Annotated in this window: 20 protein-coding genes; 16 read left to right on the forward strand and 4 right to left on the reverse strand. The window is 61.5% G+C overall.

Annotated elements, in window-relative coordinates:
• Nucleotides 1–2 precede the first annotated feature (2 nt).
• Both ACTQWE_RS03305 and ACTQWE_RS03310 read left to right on the forward strand, forming a co-directional pair.
• Nucleotides 3–3,329 (forward strand): DEAD/DEAH box helicase family protein, encoded by a 3,327-nt coding sequence (locus ACTQWE_RS03305; protein ID WP_441855736.1) that lies wholly within the window; start codon nt 3–5, stop codon nt 3,327–3,329.
• A 120-nt stretch (nt 3,330–3,449) separates the two neighbouring features.
• Nucleotides 3,450–4,448 (forward strand): restriction endonuclease, encoded by a 999-nt coding sequence (locus ACTQWE_RS03310; protein WP_441855734.1) that lies wholly within the window; start codon nt 3,450–3,452, stop codon nt 4,446–4,448.
• A gap of 490 nt (nt 4,449–4,938) precedes the next feature.
• Here the strand turns inward: ACTQWE_RS03310 and ACTQWE_RS03315 are convergent, their stop codons facing one another.
• A complete protein-coding gene (locus tag ACTQWE_RS03315; RefSeq protein ID WP_441855732.1) occupies nt 4,939–5,421 on the reverse strand; it encodes a hypothetical protein in 483 nt (160 codons plus the stop codon).
• A gap of 501 nt (nt 5,422–5,922) precedes the next feature.
• Nucleotides 5,923–6,387 (reverse strand): hypothetical protein, encoded by a 465-nt coding sequence (locus tag ACTQWE_RS03320; RefSeq protein WP_441855730.1) that lies wholly within the window; start codon nt 6,385–6,387, stop codon nt 5,923–5,925.
• A 282-nt stretch (nt 6,388–6,669) separates the two neighbouring features.
• On the opposite strand from ACTQWE_RS03320, the gene ACTQWE_RS03325 reads away from it, so the two are divergent.
• From ACTQWE_RS03325 to ACTQWE_RS03335, 3 genes are read left to right on the forward strand one after another with little or no spacing between them, the layout of a single operon-like run.
• Nucleotides 6,670–7,785: an SAVED domain-containing protein gene (locus ACTQWE_RS03325; RefSeq protein WP_441855728.1), complete on the forward strand. Its 1,116-nt coding sequence runs from the start codon at nt 6,670–6,672 to the stop codon at nt 7,783–7,785.
• Nucleotides 7,778–8,911, forward strand: a complete 1,134-nt coding sequence (locus tag ACTQWE_RS03330; RefSeq protein WP_441855727.1) for a nucleotidyltransferase domain-containing protein — start codon at nt 7,778–7,780, stop codon at nt 8,909–8,911. The genes ACTQWE_RS03325 and ACTQWE_RS03330 overlap by 8 nt, the downstream gene beginning before the upstream one ends.
• 37 nt (nt 8,912–8,948) lie before the next feature.
• Nucleotides 8,949–9,335: a hypothetical protein gene (locus tag ACTQWE_RS03335; RefSeq protein ID WP_441855725.1), complete on the forward strand. Its 387-nt coding sequence runs from the start codon at nt 8,949–8,951 to the stop codon at nt 9,333–9,335.
• Nucleotides 9,336–9,781: 446 nt separating this feature from the next.
• Here the strand turns inward: ACTQWE_RS03335 and ACTQWE_RS03340 are convergent, their stop codons facing one another.
• Nucleotides 9,782–10,024 (reverse strand): hypothetical protein, encoded by a 243-nt coding sequence (locus ACTQWE_RS03340; protein WP_441855723.1) that lies wholly within the window; start codon nt 10,022–10,024, stop codon nt 9,782–9,784.
• A 305-nt stretch (nt 10,025–10,329) separates the two neighbouring features.
• Here ACTQWE_RS03340 and ACTQWE_RS03345 point away from each other — a divergent pair, with 305 nt between their 5' ends.
• Both ACTQWE_RS03345 and ACTQWE_RS03350 read left to right on the forward strand, forming a co-directional pair.
• Nucleotides 10,330–10,704, forward strand: coding sequence for a hypothetical protein (locus ACTQWE_RS03345; protein WP_441855721.1), 375 nt, complete (start codon nt 10,330–10,332; stop codon nt 10,702–10,704).
• A 66-nt stretch (nt 10,705–10,770) separates the two neighbouring features.
• The gene (locus ACTQWE_RS03350) at nt 10,771–11,382 is read left to right on the forward strand and encodes a hypothetical protein (RefSeq protein WP_441855720.1); all 612 of its coding nucleotides are present in this window, start codon (nt 10,771–10,773) and stop codon (nt 11,380–11,382) included.
• A 441-nt stretch (nt 11,383–11,823) separates the two neighbouring features.
• Here ACTQWE_RS03350 and ACTQWE_RS03355 read toward each other — a convergent pair whose 3' ends face one another.
• Entirely contained in the window at nt 11,824–12,282 is a 459-nt protein-coding gene (locus ACTQWE_RS03355) for a MerR family transcriptional regulator (RefSeq protein ID WP_441855719.1), read from the reverse strand.
• A 155-nt stretch (nt 12,283–12,437) separates the two neighbouring features.
• Here ACTQWE_RS03355 and ACTQWE_RS03360 point away from each other — a divergent pair, with 155 nt between their 5' ends.
• From ACTQWE_RS03360 to ACTQWE_RS03400, 9 genes are all read left to right on the forward strand, one after another.
• On the forward strand, nt 12,438–13,379 hold the full coding sequence (locus ACTQWE_RS03360; protein ID WP_441855717.1) for an aldo/keto reductase: 942 nt from the start codon (nt 12,438–12,440) through the stop codon (nt 13,377–13,379).
• An 8-nt stretch (nt 13,380–13,387) separates the two neighbouring features.
• Complete coding sequence (locus ACTQWE_RS03365) at nt 13,388–13,936, forward strand: flavin reductase family protein (RefSeq protein ID WP_441855716.1); 549 nt, start codon at nt 13,388–13,390, stop codon at nt 13,934–13,936.
• A gap of 78 nt (nt 13,937–14,014) precedes the next feature.
• Nucleotides 14,015–14,494, forward strand: a complete 480-nt coding sequence (locus ACTQWE_RS03370) for a flavodoxin (protein WP_441855715.1) — start codon at nt 14,015–14,017, stop codon at nt 14,492–14,494.
• Between the two features lie 188 nt (nt 14,495–14,682).
• Nucleotides 14,683–15,042, forward strand: coding sequence for a cyclophilin-like fold protein (locus tag ACTQWE_RS03375; RefSeq protein WP_441855713.1), 360 nt, complete (start codon nt 14,683–14,685; stop codon nt 15,040–15,042).
• Nucleotide 15,043: 1 nt separating this feature from the next.
• Entirely contained in the window at nt 15,044–15,562 is a 519-nt protein-coding gene (locus ACTQWE_RS03380; protein ID WP_304120779.1) for a flavodoxin family protein, read from the forward strand.
• A gap of 15 nt (nt 15,563–15,577) precedes the next feature.
• Nucleotides 15,578–16,135, forward strand: coding sequence for a cyclophilin-like fold protein (locus ACTQWE_RS03385; RefSeq protein WP_441855711.1), 558 nt, complete (start codon nt 15,578–15,580; stop codon nt 16,133–16,135).
• Between the two features lie 54 nt (nt 16,136–16,189).
• Nucleotides 16,190–17,332, forward strand: coding sequence for an aldo/keto reductase (locus ACTQWE_RS03390; RefSeq protein WP_441855709.1), 1,143 nt, complete (start codon nt 16,190–16,192; stop codon nt 17,330–17,332).
• A 269-nt stretch (nt 17,333–17,601) separates the two neighbouring features.
• Nucleotides 17,602–18,621: an aldo/keto reductase gene (locus ACTQWE_RS03395; RefSeq protein ID WP_441921260.1), complete on the forward strand. Its 1,020-nt coding sequence runs from the start codon at nt 17,602–17,604 to the stop codon at nt 18,619–18,621.
• 230 nt (nt 18,622–18,851) lie between these two features.
• Entirely contained in the window at nt 18,852–19,496 is a 645-nt protein-coding gene (locus ACTQWE_RS03400) for a flavodoxin family protein (RefSeq protein WP_441855705.1), read from the forward strand.
• Nucleotides 19,497–19,528 lie beyond the last annotated feature (32 nt).

Raw genomic sequence — 19,528 nt, forward strand, 5'->3', positions numbered from 1 at the left:
CCATGGCCTTCACTGACATCAGCGATCTCGTCAAGACATCGCGCCCGGCGCTGCCGCAGATATACGCTTACACCACGCCCGAGATTCGCAGCCATGACGGTTGGACTAAGATTGGCTACACGGAGCAGAATGTTGAGAGGCGACTCAGGCAGCAGACGCATACCGCCGACGTTGCCGTCAAGCTCGAATGGCACGGCAACGCGACCTTCGAGGACACGGGTGAGACGTTCCGCGACACCGACTTCCACGGTTACCTCCGAAAGCTCGACGTCAGGAGCAAGCCCGGTACCGAGTGGTTCCAGATAGAACCTGTCCCCGCGCACCAGCGCTTCTACGAGTTCCGCGAGAACCACGGCGTCGTCCAGGACGCTGCTCCCACCATCGAATACCGTCTGCGCGACGAGCAGGAACGCGCCTCCGAGGAGACCGCCAGCTACGCGCGCAGCCACGAGGGCGGTGAGTTCCTCTGGAACGCGAAGCCCCGCTTCGGCAAGACGCTCGCCTCGTACGACTTCTGCAAGCGGCTGGGCGCCCATAAGGTCCTCATCGTCACCAACCGCCCCGCCATCGCGAACTCCTGGTATGACGACTACGTGAAGTTCGTCGGACGCTCGTCAGGCCTCGTGTTCATCAGCTCCGCAAGCGCACTCCAGGACAAGCCCTTCTGCATAACGCGCGAGCAGTACCTTCAGGGCCTCCGCAAAGGGGAGGCCAAGGGCTTCATCGAGTTCGTGAGCCTGCAGGACCTCAAGGGCGCCATCGACTTCGGCGGCAAGTATGACAAGCTTGGGCACATTGCCGAAATCATCTGGGACGTCCTAATCATCGACGAGGCACACGAGGGTGTGGACACCTTCAAGACCGACGTCGCCTTCGACCACATCAGGCGCAGGTTCACGCTGCATCTCTCGGGCACGCCATTCAAAGCCATCGCAAACGAGAAGTTCCCGGAGGAGGCCATCTTCAACTGGACCTACGCCGACGAGCAGAAGGCGAAGCTTGACTGGAACGACCCGGAGCTACCAAACCCCTACGCAGACCTGCCGCGCCTCAACATGTTCACCTACCAGATGTCCGACATCGTCGCCGACGAGGTAAGGCACGGTGTGGAAATAGACGGCGAGAGCGTCGAGTACGCCTTCGACCTGAACGAGTTCTTCGCCACCAACGAGAACGGCTGCTTCCTTCACAACGAGGACGTGGACAGATTCCTGGACGCCCTCACCACGCAGAGGAAGTTTCCCTTCTCCACGCCCGAGCTTCGCGACGAGCTGCGCCACACCTTCTGGATGCTCAACCGCGTGGACTCGGCGAAGGCGCTCGCGAAAAAGCTTAGACGTCATCCCGTGTTCAAGGACTACGAGGTCGTCCTGGCGGCCGGAGACGGGAAACTGGACGACGACGAGGCGAGCGCCCGCTCGCTCGACAGGGTGCGCGAGGCGATCGCCACCCACGAGCGCACCATCACGCTCTCAGTCGGCCAGCTGACAACAGGAGTCACGGTCCCCGAGTGGACCGCCGTCCTCATGCTCTCCAACATGAAGAGCCCCTCGCTCTACATGCAGGCGGCCTTCCGCGCCCAAAACCCATGTCTGTTCAACAGGGGCGGGGAGTTCCTGCGCAAGGAGAACGCATACGTCTTCGACTTCGACCCTGCCCGCACCCTCACCATATTCGAGGAGTTCGCCAACGACCTCTACACGGACACCGCCTCGGGTGGCGGCACCGCAGACGACCGCAAGCAGCGCGTGAGGACGCTGCTCAACTTCTTCCCGGTCATCGGCGAGGACGAGGACGGCGAGATGGTGGAACTCGACGCCGAGCGAGTCCTCTCCATCCCGCGCAGAATCCGCTCGCGCGAGGTGGTGCGCTGCGGCTTCATGAGCGACTTCCTGTTCCAGAACATCAGCAACGTCTTCCGCGCTCCCGCCGAGGTCCTCGAGGTGCTTCAGAGGCTCGAGCCCTACAAGGCGCCCAACAAGGACCTGGGCATCCGGGAGGACACGGCCGACGAGCTCGACCTCGACGGGGACGGAGAAGTGGACGTGCCCCAGGAGCAGGTGATAGGCCTCGCCAACGGGATGTTCGGCGACAAGGTCTACGGCTCCATCGCAGACGACCTCGACGACGCCATTGGCTCCATTGCCCTGGACGAGGGCGACGACCCAGACGACGCGTTCCTGGACAAACTGCAGCAGACGTTCGGCGAGAGCATTGCGAAGCCGCTCGTCGAGGCGGCAAACCAGAACTATGGCAATGACTTCAGGCCATCCCAGCAGAAGAGGGTGGAGCGCCGCATCAAGGCCGACGTGGACATCAGGCTGAACCGCGAGGTGGGCAACTTCACCATCGAGAGGAACCGCATCGAGAGGGACCGCGCGAGCCAGCTAGACCTCGCGCAGACGCAGGAAGAGGCGGACGAGATTAACCGCGCCCACGACGAGCAGCTCGAGGGAGCGCGCCAAAGCCTCGTGGAAAGCCTCAGGGACTCGCGCGATGATCTGGTAAAGAAGGCCGGCGAGACCGTGGTGCGAGAGGTGGAGACCGCAAAGAGGGAGAGCAAGAAGCAGACCATCGAGGGCGGCATCCGCGACCACCTGCGTGGCTTCTCCCGCACGATCCCCTCGTTCCTCATGGCATACGGAGACGAGGAGACGACGCTCGCCAAGTTCGACCAGATCATCCCTGCGGACGTGTTCCAGGAGGTCACGAGCGTGACCGTGGAGCAGTTCCGCCTGCTGCGCGACGGCGGCAACGTCATTGATTCAGAGACCGGCGAGGCGGTCCACTTCGAGGGACGGCTCTTCGACCCCGTGGTGTTCGATGACTCGGTGCGCGAGTTCATCAGCCTGCGTGGCAAGCTCGCCAACTACTTCGACGACAGCCAGGACGAGGACATCTTCGACTACGTGCCGCCGCAGAAGACGAACCAGATATTCACCCCCCGAAGCGTGGTGGTCGAGATGGTCGACCTGTTCGAGAGGGAGAACCCAGGCTGCTTCGACGACCCGAATCACACCTTCGCGGACCTGTACATGAAGAGCGGACTCTACATCACGGAGATCATCAAACGGCTCTACCGCAGCGACAAGATGAAGGTGCTGCTCCCAGACGACCGCAAGCGCCTCGACCACATCCTCGAGAAGCAGGTCTTCGGCATTGCGCCAACGGAGATCATCTACCAGATTGCGACGCACTACATCCTCGGGTACAACAACGAGGTTGGTGGGGGCTGCGACACCAATTTCGTGAGGGCGGACTCCGCGGAGCTCGCCAAGGAGGGAAAGCTCGCCGAATTCGTCGAGCGTACGTTTGGAGGCAAGCTGTGAGCAGGGTCATCCCATTCGCGATGGCCACGGTCGCGTTAGGGATGTTGAAGACGGGGAACGCCAGGTCGGGATACTTAGGGCGCTGCGCGTTTGGCCCGGAGCGAGATCTATAGGAGAAGAATGGCCCAAAGTGAAGAAGTGAGGATCTGGGGGATTCACACGCGGGACGACGCCCTCTTCCTCCGGGACGGCGTGATAGCCATCGGCTGGCGCGAGATGGGAGACCTTCGAAAGGTCGGAGTAGACCGCGGCGCATTCAAGGAGCGCTACGCCGAAGCGTACCCGAGCGCAAAGAAGGGCAACGTTTCCATCTCCGCGGGAATACTCTTCAGGTTCGCCTGCGAGGCTCAGGCCGGCGACTACATCGTATTTCCATCCAAGAGCGACAGGAAGATTAACATCGGAGTCATCGATGGCGGCTACACCTACGAGCCGTCAGCACCCGAGTACGTGCATCGGAGGAAGGTGAGGTGGCTGAAGCACCTGCCGCGCACCTCCTTCTCGCAGGGTGCGCTCTACGAGATTGGCTCGGCGATGTCATTCTTCGCCGTGAAGAACTACGCGGACGAGTACCTCGCAGCCCTGGACAGCGGCTTCAAGAGGGCGGTCGCAACTGATGGCTCCGAGGACGAGAGCGTCGGAGCCACCGCGGAGGACATCGTCGAGAGCACGAGGGACTTCGTCCTAAAGGAGCTGAGCCGGAAGCTCAAGGGCTACGACCTTGAGCTCTTCGTGGCAGACCTACTCGGGGCGATGGGGTACAGGACGAGGGTGTCTCCCCACGGGGGCGACAGCGGCATCGACATCGTCGCCTACAAGGACGAGCTTCCTCCCCGCATCCTGGTGCAGGTGAAGAGCGGAGACGGCGCCATTCGGGAGGCGACGATCCAGTCGCTCAAGGGAGCGATGCGCGAGGGCGACTACGGACTGTTCGTCACGCTCTCCGACTACACGAAGAACGCGCAGCGGTATCTGGACAGCACGCCCATCATCCGCGGCATCAATGGCACGGAGCTGGCGGACCTGATTCTGAAGTACTACAAGGACCTGAGCGACAGGTACGCCAGGATGATTCCGCTGAAGATGGTCTATATACCAGTTCCGCCAGAGCAGATGTGAGGGTCCTCGAAGGAGCTGACAGGACGCCGCCCACTCAAAAGACGCGGCCCGGGCTCTCCCGCGCTCGCTCGCAAAGCTCCCCGGGCATTCGCAGGAACCTGCCCTTCAACCAGAACCCCGCGCAGTCTCGTTTCCCGGTACGGAGAGGTGTTCTACGCGGAAGCGACGGGTCACGAGCGCTCATCGGATGGGGCCGGGTCCTTCCAATCCAACTCCGCGTTTCCCGGCGGGGGAACGATTCAAGACGCCTGCAACGCCTTCGTTCAATTGTCTCCGATTCCGAATGCCCGTCTCCCCGCCATGAGCCCGGCCGAGAAACGGTAAGGTTGCTCTTCCCTCCCCGCCGTCATTAGGTGTTCCTGACGGCGGGGAGGGTGGCCGCGGGAGGGCTTTGCTGCGTCCGTGGCGGCGGGAAAGGGGCGGCTGCCCGGGTTTCCCCCGAGCGGCCGCCTTCCTGCCGCGGGCGGCGTCTGTGTTATGGCGTCCCAGGTCACTCCCTGCTCTCCGGCCACTGCCAGGCGCCTATGAGGTGGCGGAGCTTCGCCTGGCGTTCTCCCGCCACGACGATGGAGACCACGTCGTGTCGTATCGCGTCCACGTTGCCGTGGTCCGCGAGGTAGGGCAGGCACGCGTGGCGCATTATCTCGAACTCGGCCGCGCTGACGCTGAGCTCGGGCATCCTGGCCGAGCCCTCCTCGTATGCGGAGATGACGGCTATTAGCACCTTCTCGTCTAAGTCCGTGGCCACTATCGGCGCGTCCTCGCACCGCGTAGGCTCGTCGTCCCCCCCCACATTGCCATGCGCCCCGGTCGTCTCGGCGAGCTCCCTTACCAAGCGCCCCAGGAGGCACGTCGCGGCGTCCCTCGGGGCGTAGGAGAGGTCGACGTGCTCCAGTATCGTAGAGACGCCCTTCTCCGCGAATGCGGCCTCTTCGAGGTCCGCGTTGCCGCAGTCGTCGTAGATCCACCTCATGGCATTTCCTCCAGTCCTCGCGACCGCTTGATGCGGCAGCCATGCTACGACGGACGGGAGAGATTGGTGACAATTCGCTGCTGGGATTATCCGGGCACATACTGGGAATTTGGTGCCGGAGTGGGCACCCCGCGAATCGTGACGTCCGGCGCCCGGACGCCTCGCGGCGGACCCGCTTTGGATGGCGGTCGGATCGGCCGCCGTGGCAGAAGTGTCGCGCGCACGCCCCGAAGCCGGTACGCTACGATCCCGGAAGGCGTCGGCCGCGCCGGATCCGAAAAGCAAAAAATTAGGCGGAGGCGCTCGCGCGTCTCCGCCACATAAAAACCTCTCGGGTTTTGATATCCAAATGCACTATACCCGATCAGAACCAGCGGTCGACCAGCTCGGCGAGGAATTCCATGGACGCCTCCGCGGAGGCGTCGGGGCGGGTGACGGAGAGCACAGCCCTCACGTCGTCTGCCAGGGGGCGGAGCCCTGCAGACGCCTCGCCTCAGACCCTTATCGTCGCCGGGGCAACACCTCGCTCGCAAACTCGTCTACGCCGAGAAGCCTGTACCTCGTTTCGATGACCTTCAGTTGCGAGTCGTATTCCTCGACTTCAAGCCATTCGTCATGCACGTTGTCCGCTACCTCGGCATGCGAGACATGGCGGAGAAGGAGCGAGGTTCCATGGTTATCGATCGCGAACTCGTAGCACCATACCTCGTCGAGCACCTCGAATAGGGTGGTTTCCCTCACGCAGTCTCTGAACCCGCGCAGGTTGCCCAGCTTCGCCTCGAGGTAACGTTTGCCCTCTAGGTCCTCTTCGAGGCTCCTCGAAACTTGTCCCTCCGTCCGTTTCACTACGTCATCTATTCGACGGAGTAGCACCTGCTTGGTTGTCATGTACTCCCGACTGAAGAGCTTGCGCTTGCGCGCGTTTAGGTCCTCATCCAGATCAAGAAGTTCCTCTCGGCGTGACATCTTTCCCCTCGCTCTCATATGTTGAAGAAACTGAAACGTAACGGTTCAGTTGTTGCGAGAGTGGATATGTAAAGTAAGGCCTGGAGCACGAGCGACGTCCCTTCGGGTCAGCGCTCTCCACACCTGTATGAGAGTCGCCGGTGAAGGGTATACTTTTCAACAAGACGAGGAGTCGAGTTTTCTACAACGTCTTGCTTTGACTAATCACCTCTATATAATCTATATCTATTATGTTATTGGTTTTATAACCACAATATCTTGTGGTCTAATTAGAGAGTGATGATGAGCAGAACCAGAAAGAGCATCTCAAAGAAGGTCTTGCTTTCCTTGTGGTCTCGCGCCGCGGGGAGGTGCGAGCTCTGCGGCAAGGAGCTGGATGTCGCGCACACCTTCGACGAGCTGGGCAACTTCGCGCAAGTCGCCCACATCAACGCCTACTCGCCGGGTGGCCCACGCTACAAGGCCGACATGACCGAGGACGAGCTGAACAGCATCGACAACCTCATGCTCCTCTGCCACGAGCACCACAAGATGGTTGACGACAACGCTGACGACTATCCCGAGGAGGTACTCAAGAGGCACAAGGCATACTGGGAAGACTCGATAGCTGACTTTGTCGAGGGGCTCGCACCATCTCGCGCGCTCGTCGCAACGATGCTCCTGCCCGCAGGGGGAATGAGTCCGCACGTCACCGACGCCGAGCTTAAAGCTGCCCTGCATAGGGAGAGGCTGTACGCCGCCAACCCGAAGGCGTACGACTTCGCGAAGGGCGTTGCTATCCCATGCCGACTCCAAGAGGCCGGCAGCCAGATCGAGCATCGCATGGCTGCATTCGAGGACACGTATGACGACCAGACAATGCCGGTGGCGGTATTCGCCCTCGCGCCCCAGCCGCTCCTGATTAAGCTCGGCAGCCTCCTTGGCGGGATGCGTGACGTCAGGGTTTTCCAGCCTTGCAGGGTCGAACGAGGCTGGGCTTGGCCCGAGGGCGGGAATCCAATTGATTTCTCAGCTCGCCAAATAAGCGATGGCCAGCCGGACTCATCCCGTGCCTCATTGGTGGTCAGCCTCAGCGGCGTCGTCAGCATGAGGACTGTCGTGGACATCCCCGAAGGCACCCCAGTCTACGAGCTCACTACGACGAGCCCCGGTACTGAAATCGTCACATGCGACGAAACGGTGAGGACCTTCGTCAAGGAGGCAACCTTGCTCGTCGACAGCATCCATGAGAGCTTTCCCGGGGTGAGGGAGCTGCATATCTACCCTGCGATGCCTGCATCCCTCGCCGTAGCGCTTGGAACCGCCCTCAGGTTCAACCTGATAAGCAACTACGTTGTGCACGAGAAAGCCGACGGAACGTTCGACGAGACGCTATGCATCGGGAGGCGCGATGAATAATAAGGACAACAGCCTTCTCAACGAACTGTATGCCGCGCTCGCGCAGGAGCTTGACATCTCCGAGACCATGCGCGGGAAGGCGGAGAGGGCCTACACGAGCGTTGGAGAGTGGATCGACGGTGGCACAGGCCAGCCTGCCGACGTCTTCGTCCAAGGCTCCTTTGCCCTCGGCACCGTGACCAGGCCTACGAGCGGCGAGGACGATGACTACGACATCGACCTGGTTAGCGAGCTCCCCGGCATGACCCAATTCGGCCCCCGGACCATCAAGCACCACGTGGGCAACCGCCTCAAGGAACATGGGACCTACGCACAGAAGCTCGAGCCTGAGGGCAAGCGCTGCTGGACGCTGCAGTTCGACGAGTTCCACATGGACGTCCTCCCCTGTACGCCAGATCCGACGGCGCGCAGCATGACTGCAATCACTCTGACCAACCGAGAGCCCGGAGGCGAGTACACCACGAGGTCGAGCAACCCGAGGGCCTACCAGAGCTGGTTCGAGCGGCGCATGGGCGATTCCCTCGCTCACGCGCGACGCCGCGCGGTTGGGAAGGCCTATGCCTCGGTCGACAAGGTGCCAACGTTTGCCGTTGCCACTCCGCTGCAAATGGCCATCAGAATCCTCAAGCACCACCGCGACGTCATGTTCGAGGGACGCGACGATGCGCCGATCTCCATCATCATCACCACGCTCGCAGCCCTTTCCTACGACCAGCAGGTGGGTGTGTTCGATACGGTGTCCGACGTACTGGGCTCGATGAGCGGGCACATACGACGTGAGGGAGGCCTCTACGTAATCGAGAACCCCGTCGATCCGAAGGAAAACTTCGCGGACAGGTGGAACACCGAGCCTTGGAAGGCACGGGCGTACTTCGACTGGGTGAGTGCCGCACGCCGCGACCTCGTCGACAAGCCGCTCGGTTCTGCTGGAATCGACGCACTGTCGGACGGCCTCAAGGGGCCGCTGTCGGAGAATGTGGTCGTCAGGGCGTTCTCGAGGTTCGGCAACAGGATGTATGCAGAGCGCCAGTCGGGTGCCCTTCACTATGGCACAAGGGAGGGAATCACGCTCGCTGCTTCGGCGACTACCGTGGCAGTTCCGAGCCACAGGTTCTACGGTGCGTAGCAGAAGACCCCCTAAGGGAGGGGGCCTCTCCCTGCCCATGCAGCTCCTGCATTTGCTCAGGGCCTATCCTGACTCCTCGGGCAGCATCCTCCATGGTGGCAGGCTGGTCTGGCGGGCGACGGTGAAGCCATCGGCTCTCAGCGACATCTACCAGGTGTTCATCGAAGCAAAGCCCCGCTCTTTTCCTCAGGTCTGGGTCTCTGGTGGTGCGGTCGATCGTTGCAAGGACCTCCCCTCGGTGCCGCACAAGTTCGGCTACGAGGAGAGGCCACCGCGAGTACACGTCTGCCTCCAATACGGGGATTGGTCAACCAATCAGCTGTTCACGAAGACCGTCATGCCCTGGTGTAGCGAGTGGATTCTCCACTTCGAGATCTGGATGGCAACGGACGAGTGGCACGGCGGAGGCATTCACCCCTCATGAGGGCGCCCGCCTTCACCTCTCTTGTACCTGCCTCTTGCGACCCGTAGTGCCAGAAGAGCAGGATGACCCTGGCCACGAACCTCATCCACATCAGGAAGAACTTGCCTATCGCACCTAGAACACGCGTGGCCACGCCCATCTCACACGTTCCCACTCAAAAGAATCGTCCGAGTAAACATTAGCAGCCACGCCGGACACAAATTCATAGCTAGCCTCCGTCATGCCGAGCATCGCGCATACGAGCCGCTCCCCATCGGAACCATGAAGGTCGCCGGCATGGTATCCCTCAGGTAGTCGTGCAGCCACACCGCACGCCCCGCCATGGAGCGTGAGGGCTCGTCGGCGTCGTAGAAGAGGTCGGCCGTCTCGTAGAGCCACGACACGTCGCAGGGGTCGGGCCCGACGCGCACCCACTGGAGGCGGCCGTCGAGCTCGATGGAGCGGATCTACTCAATCTCCTCCACGGACAGGACGTGCAGGCGACATCCCGTGGACCTCTGGGCCAGAGGCATGTCGGCGCCCTCCGAGCTCGTGACCCGGTACCAGCTCGCCTCGATCCAGAGCCCGCCGTCCAGAACAATCCGCAGTTTCTTGAGAGCGTTCGTCCTGCCGAGCGCGCTGTCGGTCGTGAGCGTGTTGGTGTCGAACACCTCGATGGCCCCGTTGTGGAACCGCACGGTGACCCTCATCGCCCGGGCCTCTCGTCTTTTCTCGTCTGCTGGCGTGCGGGGCGGCTGTTGCCGTAGTGCTCTTGACCTGTCCTGTGGTTGCCATGCGTGCCTGGTTAGCCTGTCGGCCTCCACCCTGGTTGCGGCGTTGGCCTCTCGGGGAGGATCCCGTGTTAATGGCAATCTAGAGGCTACCAGTCAGGGCAAAGCGATATTCCAGCAGGGGCAGTGCACTTCCACCATCCAGGTCAATACAGTTTCACCATCCAGGGCAGCGAGAATCCGCTCCGTACGGATATACGGAGACGGATCCGGAGGCAGCAAGGATGGAGACCAACCTGAGCGGAGAGATGGATATGCTCAGGAAGATGGGCGTGCGCCCCAACTTCTCGGAGATGGCACGCAGATACGGGATGGACCGGGATACGGTCGCGAAGCACTGGAAGGAAGGCGCAGAGATGGAGGACGGGGGCTCTGCAAGGCGCAGCGGCTTCGACAGATACAGGGATGAGACAGGGGACAGGGCCCAGATACCCGGCGTCACGATGAAGGCGATACAGGAGTGGCTCCTCGACAGGCATCCGGACGGGAAGCTCCCCAAGTACGGCGCCTTCAAGCACTGGATGGATGCACGCGGGCTGAAGGCGGGCCGGCACCTCCCCGACGCGCATCCCCGCTACGAGACGGAGCCGGGAAGGTAGCTCCAGTTCGACTGGAAGGAGAGGCTGCTCCTGCATGGTCGGGACGGCGCCGATTTTCTATTCAACGTGTGGAGCGCAACCCTCGGATACTCGAGGAGGCGCATCTACATCCGCTCTAACACGATCACGACGGACGACTTTGTGGGATGCGCCTACCAGACCGCTCAGAGGCTCGGCGGGGTCCCTCCCGAGTGGCTCACCGACAACGTGTCCGCGCTCGTCACGATAGATTCCGGCGGGAAGAGGCACGGGGTAGAGAGGGCGTTCGCCTTCGCCGGGAGGACGGGCTTCAGGATAGAGCCTTGCGGCGCTAGGGCGCCCCAGACGAAGGGTAAGGACGAGAGCGCGAACCGCTTCGTGAACCGGCTGCTCGCCCATGGCCGGGACGTGGGCAGCTGGGAGGACATAGACGCTGCCATGGCGCGCATGGAGGCCAGGAGCAACGAGGAGTCGAACGAGGGCCTGTGGAGGAGCAGGATTGTCGCCATCTGCTGGAGTCGCGGGTTCCTCATGCGCGAGGAGCGTGACCGCTTCGAGAACCCTGCCTCGCGGAGAGCGATCGTGAGCTCGCTTGGCGCCGGCCCTGCAACGTGGCCGTTGGTTCCGAGCTCGTTGATGACGGCGGCCGAGTGGGCACAGGCATGGCGACTCAGCCGAACGCCTCACTTAACGCTTTGACACGCTCGTCCACAATGCGGACCATTATGTCGCCCTCCGCCTCCTTGCAACCGTTTCGCTTGGCTAGGTTCCTCCACGAACGTGTCGCGCCCACTACCCTCGCGACCGCGGATATGCTCTTCTCGGCTGTAAGCCACATGCTTCTGCCAGCTACCGCTGTCCATCGATCTCGGGCCTGCCCGTCTTGCCAAAGACCGACGTGACTCGCTGTTTGCCTGGGTCGGGATTGATGTTGACGTCAAATACGGGGGAGAGAACCCAGCTTTCTCCTTGTCAAAGGAGGCCAAAGTTCCGTAGTTTTTCTTCTGCGTTTTGCAGGGCTATGTTCAAGGCGACGCGCGTGAACAGGGACTCGAGTCACCGTGTCAAAGTATCGCTCATGCGCTCTCCGATAGACACTTGCCGCCGTCGAGCCCTCCGCGCGCGGCGCTTCCCGGCAACCTAGTACCTGTTGATTCGACACTCCGCCTTGATGCGGCGGATGTCTTCCGGAAGCTCCTCGACTGGCATGTTCTTGGGCGTGTCGCAGGTGCCCGACTTTGCCGCCACGTCGTAATACCAGCACTTGTAGGTGATGAAATCGAGCGAGAGCCTGAGGTCCTCCATCTGCCTCAGGATGGCCTCCCGCCGCTCGTTCACAATGCGCCGGCGCTCCTCGATGGTGGAGTCCCCCTCGCGATAGAGGTCTATGTAGCGTTTGATTTCGCGGATGGGCATGCCAGACACCTTGAGCCGCTCTATGAAGCGTGCCCACTCAAGGTCGTCCTCGGTGAACACGCGGATGCCGCCCTGGCTTCGCGCCATGTCCGGGAACAGGCCGTTCTTGTCGTAGTAGCGGATGGTCGACGCCGGCATTCCCAGCGCAGACGCCGCCTCCCCAATGGTGTAGACCTTCTCCAAAACGCTTCCCCTCCTAGTGGCGCCTCGCACCCCGTCACAGGATGTGAAGCCGCTTACATAATTTAGAGGAAGTATATTGACTTAAACCATGGTCTAAGTCTGAGAATCGTCTCAGCGACTTGAGGAAGACACAACTCGGACGATGGGAGACAGGGATGAACGACGAGAAGGACCCCAAGATCGTGCTGGGTGCCTGGGCCTGGGGAAACGATGGCACGTTTGGGCATGGGCTTGCCGCAGACGAGCTTCGGCCCGTGTTTGACGCCGCGATGAACGCAGGCCTCAACCTGTGGGACACCGCGTACGTCTATGGCATGGGCGAGTCCGAGAGGATGCTCGCAGGCTTCCTGAAGGACCTGCCGCGCGAGGACTATCGCGTCTCCGACAAGCTCACGCCGCAGTGCATGGACGCGTCGTCTAAGACAGCCGTGGCCGACATGTACGAGACGCAGCTCCGCACCATGGGACTCGACCGCTTCGACGTGTACTGGGTGCACAACACGGTGGACGCCCCACGCTGGATCGGGGAACTCGCGGCGTACTTCGAGGGTAGGGACGATGCCCCTGTGATCGGCGTGTCCAACCACAATCTCGCGGAGGTCGAGCAGGCAGATGCGATCCTGCGCGAGCATGGCCTTCGCCTGGGTGCCGTGCAGAACCACTTCAGCCTCGTCAACCGCTCGTCCGAGGACTCTGGCATCCTCGACTGGTGCCACCAGAACGACGTCGAGTTCTGGTCGTACATGGTGCTCGAGCAGGGCGCTCTGTCCGGCAAGTACGACACGTCGCACCCCATGCCCGAGGGTTCCGCCCGCGCCCAGAAGTACAACCCGGTCCTCGACAGGCTGGAGACCCTCAACGCCGAGCTCGCCAAGGTCGCGGAGGCGCACGGCGTGGGGTTGGCGCAGGTCCCCGTCGCCTGGGCGATCGCCAAGGGGACGCGCCCCATCGTGGGCGTCACGAAGGAGTCCCACGTTATGGATGCCGCAAATGCAGGCTCCGTCGCGCTATCCGCTGACGAGGTGCGCGAGCTCGAAAGTGTCGCGGACTCTCTCGGCATCAACGCCGTGCGCGCCTGGGAAAAGAAGATGGACTAGGAGAGACAATGGCAAAGAAGAACCTTGGGGCGAAGCTCGCACTGTACCCCACGCCCGTGACGGTCGTGGGCGCCATGACGGACAAGGGTCCCAACTGGCTTCTCGTCGCGCACGTCGGCATCATAGGGCACGACAGGGTGACCATCAGCTGCGCAAAGCAGCACTACACCAACCAGTGGATCCGCAAGAACGGCACCTGCTCGGTCAACCTGGTCGACGAGAAGCTCCTTCGCGCGGCAGACCACGTGGGCAGCGTGAGCGGCACCAAGGAGGACAAGTTCTGCACCTTTGCGTGGAGCCCGGCCGAGGACGGCGCGCCGCTCGTCGACGAGTCGCCCCTCTCGCTTGCCTGCTCCGTCGTGGATGTGTACGAGACGGACGGCTTCGAGACCTTCGTGCTCGCGATCGACGGCACGTATGTGGACGAGGCATGCCTGGACGAGAAGGGAAAGATCGACTACGGCAGGGTGGCGCCGGTCCTCTTCGAGTTCCCCACCTACTCGTACTGGAGTCTTGGCGAGCGCGTCGGGGGATGCCTGCGCCTCGACAGGGAGTAGCTTCGTGCCTGGCGTGAACGGTGGGCTCGGATACCGCGACATCCGGACGGCGCCAATCCAAATGAGGGAGTGTTCACTATGACAAGAATGATCGTCACGTACTTCAGCGCTACCGGCACGACGGAGAGCGCTGCAAAGGCGCTTGCCAGGGCAACTGGCGGCGAGCTCTACCGGATTGAGCCCAAAGAGCGGTACACGAGGCGCGATCTAGACTGGAACGACGCGTCCAGTAGAACGTCGGCCGAGCGGAACGACGATTCCGCGCGCCCCTCGCTTGCGGGCAAGGCGCCGGACCTCTCTGCCTACGACGCCGTGTTGGTGGGGTTTCCCATCTGGTGGGCCGTGGAGCCCCGGATTGTTGACAGCTTCCTCGACTCCGTGGACCTTGCGGGCACGACCGTGGTCCCCTTTGCGACAAGTGGGGGGAGCGGGATCTCCCGCGCGACGGAGCGCATCAGGAAGCTTCATCCCGAGGCCCGCGTGCTCGACGGTCGCGTCCTTAACGGCTCGCCGTCAGGGCGTCGCCTTGCCGAGTGGGTCGATGGGCTTGGGGTGTAGCTGGCTTTCTGCGGCAATAAGTTAGCGACATACTTCAGCGCCACAGGCACGGCGAAGCGCGCCGCTGAGAAGCTGGCATGGTGTTGGGGCTTAGCTGCGGTAATCCTAATATGACTGCCGCATCACTTTTCTTGCAGGATGCCTACGAGCTTGGCCGCAACCTATCGTAAAGATGCAGGAGGTCAGAAATGCACATTGAGATAGACTTTGACGGAACCATCGTCTCGGGAACACTGAACGATTCGGAAACCGCGAAAGCGTTCTTCGAAGCGCTCCCCATCTCCGTTCATGTGGGGTCCTCGGGAATGGATTTCTGTGGCCAGATGGAGCAGGGCTTTCCCTATGACGCGGAACAAGTCGGGTATGGATGGTCGAACGGTGACATCAACTACAACCCCGGCGGCGGTTGGTTCGCCGTCTTCTTCGATGGCGAAGACGCTTCAGGGTCCTATGGGGACCAGGTGAACATGGGCCGCTTGGACGATGGAGCCATCGAGACCTTGCGCGGGCTGAAGGGGTCCTATGACATCACGATCAGGAAGGCATAGCATGAAGATACTCGTCCTGCAGGGAAGCGCCCGCAAGAATGGGCATACGACCGCGTTGGCCCAGGCGTTCGCCGAGGGAGCGCGCGAAGCGGGCCATGAAGTGACCGTGTTCGACGTTGCCTCCATGGACATCCATGGGTGCATCGGGTGCGAGTGGTGTCACATCCAAGGGAACGGCGAATGCATCCAAAAGGATGACATGCAGCAGATCTACCCCCATTACGCCAGCGCTGACATGATTGTGCTGGCAAGCCCGATCTACTATGGCTCGTTCACGGGGCAGCTGCACTGCGCCATCCATCGGACCTATGCCCTTGAAATCCCGAAGGCATGCAAGAAGATGGCCATGATCCTGGATTCCGGATCTTCGGGCGTATATGCCGCGGCCGAGCGCATCTACCATGGGTTCCTGCAAGGCTGGTACGGCGTGGAGGACTGTGGCATCTTCGAATATCCCGGCGCAGCCGCGTCCTCTCCCCAGAGCCTGGAAGAGGTTCGCCAGTTCGGGCGGAGCTTGTGAGGAGGAAGGGCCCCCGTGAAGAGAATCCTGTTGACAGCTGCCTTAGCGTCCGCGCTCTTCATCTCCTTCCTTGGAGGATGCGCTCAGGAGCAATCCAGCGATAAGAATGGCGTGAATGAATCCAGTGCGGATGCGATCGCACCTCAAGAGATTGATCCTGCGAACCAGGATGCGACGTCATCTGCTACCAACCAAGGGGAGGAGTCCTCTATGAACCCGTCCATTTCAACGGTCATGCTCTCGGTTGAGGGACACCAGTTCGCCATCGACCTGGCTGATAATGAGACGGCAGCAGCCTTCGCGGCGATGATTCCGCTGCAGACGGAGATGAGCGAGCTCAACAGGAACGAGAAATACGTCTATCTGGACAGCTTGCTCCCGGCCAACGCATCCAACCCCGGTACCATCGAGGCAGGGGATGTGATGCTCTATGGGAACAACTGCCTGGTGGTCTTCTACGAATCCCACGCCACCTCCTATGCCTATACGCGCATTGGCAAGATAGCGGATGCATCGGATTTGGCGGCCGTGGTGGGAAGCGGCTCCATCAGCGCAAGCTTCGATGCCGCGTGAGTAAATGTAAGTAAATATACATGACATAGTCATAATAAGAGCAAAGGAAAGGGCATGGGGAAACTAGGTTTCGGCATGATGCGTCTGCCGCTCAAGAGCGACGATGTGACGGACTTCGACTACGAAGAGCTGAACGCCATGGTGGACCGCTTCCTGGAGGCGGGGTTCACCTACTTCGATACCAGCGCGGCCTACCATGCAGGCAAGAGCGAAGAGGCTGCCCGCAAGTCCATCGTGGAGCGCCATCCGCGCGATTCGTTCACCATCGCGACGAAGTTCCCCACATTCAACCTCGTGCCCGAGGACAAGGTCGAGGAGACGTTCCAGGCGCAGCTAGACAACCTGGGCGTCGAGTACATCGATTACTACCTGATGCACGACATCCAGACAGTCTTCTACGAGGGCGTTGGGGGCGAGGACGGCATCATCCCGAAGACGCATCTCTTCGAGCACATGAAGGAATGGAAGGCCCAGGGGCGCATCAAGCATCTGGGCATCTCCTTCCATGCGTCTGCCGAGCTTCTGGACAGGCTGCTGACCGAGCATCCCGAGGTGGAGTTCGTGCAGTTGGCCATCAATCCCATCGATTGGGATAGCGAGCTCGTCCAAGCGGCTAAGTGCTACGAAGTAGTTCGCCGCCACGGCCTTCCGGTAGTCGGCATGGAAATGGTAAAGGGCGGCGGCCTGTCGACGTTGCCCGAAGAGGCCGAGCAGCTCCTTCGTTCCTACCGGCCCGATGATTCCATGACCTCGTGGTCCCTGCGCTTCAGCTTGGACCTGGAGGACACCATCGCCATCCTGTCGGGCATGTCGAACATGGAGCAGATGGAGGACAACATCCGAACCGCTCAGGCGGATAAGCGCTTCTCGAAGGAGGAGAAGTTGGCTTTCTGGCGTGCCATGGACATCTACCGCAACAGTGCGCCTATCACACCCCATATGATGAAGAGCTTCATCGGATTGACGTGGAACGGTGTACCTACCACAGCGATCCTCCAGGCCTACAGCATCTGCCAGATCCAACCCGACCCCGGCTTCTCCGATGACAACAACTACTTCCGGGGTGCTCTTGCCGATGCCGGTATCGATATGCACGGTGATGTGCCCCACCCGCGCACCATCCTCCCTGATGGGACCGATGAGACGGAGTTGGTGAACAAGGCAGCGGATTGGCTGATCGAGAATTCGTTCTTCTAGAGGGCGAATCCTCAGAGCAAGTGCAACGAATGGCGGTGGTAGACCTCCCAGGGGCACTTCCACCTGAGACGCTTGTGTGGTCTCCGGGTCCCCTTCGCGACAAGTGGGGGAGCGGGATCACTCGCGCGACGGAGCGCGTCAGGAAGCTTCATCCCGAGGCCCGCGTGCTCGACGGTCGCGTCCTTAACGGCTCGCCGTCAGGGCGTCGCCTTGCCGAGTGGGTCGATGGGCTTGGGATATAGCTGGCTTTTTGTCGAAAGAAGGCAATCGTGGAGTATGCAACTCTTGGCAAGACCGACATCAAGGTATCACGCGTGTGCATCGGCGGCATGAGCTTTGGCAAGGTGTTTCCCGACTTTCACCAGTGGGTCATCGACCAGCCGGCAACGCAAGCCGTCCTCAAGCGCGCCCTCGAGCTCGGCGTAAACTTCATCGACACGGCGAACTGCTACGCGCACGGTACGAGCGAGGAGTTCATAGGCACTTCTCTGAGGAACCTCGGGGTGAGGCGCGAGGACGTTGTGCTGGCGAGCAAGGTGTTCTTCAACGAGGGAAGCCTCGGGCACCTTACCAAGGCCGCGATAGAGCACGAAATCGACGGCACCCTACGGCGCCTTGGCACCGACTACCTGGACCTCTACATCATCCACCGCTTCGACTACGACACGCCCATCGAGGAGACCATGGAGGCGCTGGACGGCCTCGTGCGCGCTGGCAAGGTGCGGGCACTGGGCGCGAGCGCGATGTACGGCTACCAGTTCCACAACATGCAGGTCGCGGCGCAAGAAAACAGTTGGACCCCGTTCAGCGCCATGCAGTGCCACTACAACCTGCTGTACCGCGAGGACGAGCGCGAGATGATTTCCGTGTGCCGGCAGTACGGCGTGTCGCTTACCCCGTACAGCCCGCTCGCGAGCGGCCACCTCACGCGTCCGACGTGGGACTCCGAAAGCAGGCGCTCCAAGACCGACTCCACCATGCGCGAGAAGTACGACCACGACAGGGAGTTGGATTTGCCGGTCGTCGCGCGCGTTGCCGAGCTGGCGCAAAGGCGAGGCGTACCCATGGCCGACATCGCGCTCGCGTGGCATTGGGCCCGTGGGGTTACCGCGCCCATCGTGGGCTGCTCCAGGCCCGACCGCGTGGACGATGCCGTGAGGGCGCTGGACTTGAGCCTTTCTGCCGAGGAGGTGGGCTTCCTCGAGGATCCATACCGCCCCCACGAGCTCGTTGGCCCCCTCGCGCGGCCGGGGGAGAGACCCCTTGCAGGCACGACCGACCCAACGTAGCAAGACGTTCGCCGCGCTTTCCGGCTAGCCGACGAAGCCACCCGCGCGCAGCATCCCTATGAGCATCGCAAGTAAGCCCACCTGGCCAACGCAGGACTGACCGCAACGAATCTGTTAGGACGTACTTCAATCCAACAAATACACGTTCTGCAGGAACTCTGAGTAGCCGACACGGTGACTTCTCGTAGAGAATAGGTATGACGACACTTGGTGCGGAGGGGAGACATGGATTGCAAACGCTAGCGCTCAGCGCAAGCCCGAGGAAGGCATGGAACACCGCCAAGCTCTTGAAGTCCGCGGCCGAGGGCGCCAGGAGCGCCGGGTCCGAGGTCGAGTACATAGACCTGTACGACCTCAACTTCACCGGCTGCAGGAGCTGCATGCTCTGCAAGCGGAAAGGCGCCCAGAGGTGCCGCTGCTACTGGAAGGACGACCTGTCCCCGATCATCGACAAGGTATTCCGGGCGGACGTTCTTCTCATCGGCACCGCGATATACCTGGGTAGGCCTACGAGCCGCTACTTCGAAGTCCTGGAGCGGCTGCACTTCTGCTCGCTTTCCTACGACGACTACAGCAACTACTTCACCGGAAAGGTGAACGTGGGGCTCTTCGTCAGCATGAACGCGTCGAAGGAGTTCTACGACAGGCTCTACAAGGACGCGTTCGAGGGCTACGCGCAAGAGCTGCAGATGCTCAATGGCGAGGTCTGCCTGTACCCATGCTTCGACACGCTGCAGGTGGCAGACTACTCCCGGTTTGCCATGGCGGGCTTCGACGCCGAGAGGAAGAGGCTCTCGCGCGAGAAGAACTTCCCGAGGGACCTGGAGAACGCCTACCAGATTGGGCAGAGGCTGGTGCGCGAGACCTGCGAGTGAGCTGCTACCCTTAGCATCGTACCAAGGGCGCG

This window comes from Parafannyhessea sp. LCP19S3_B1, assembly GCF_052121955.1.
Classification (GTDB): Bacteria; Actinomycetota; Coriobacteriia; order Coriobacteriales; family Atopobiaceae; genus Parafannyhessea.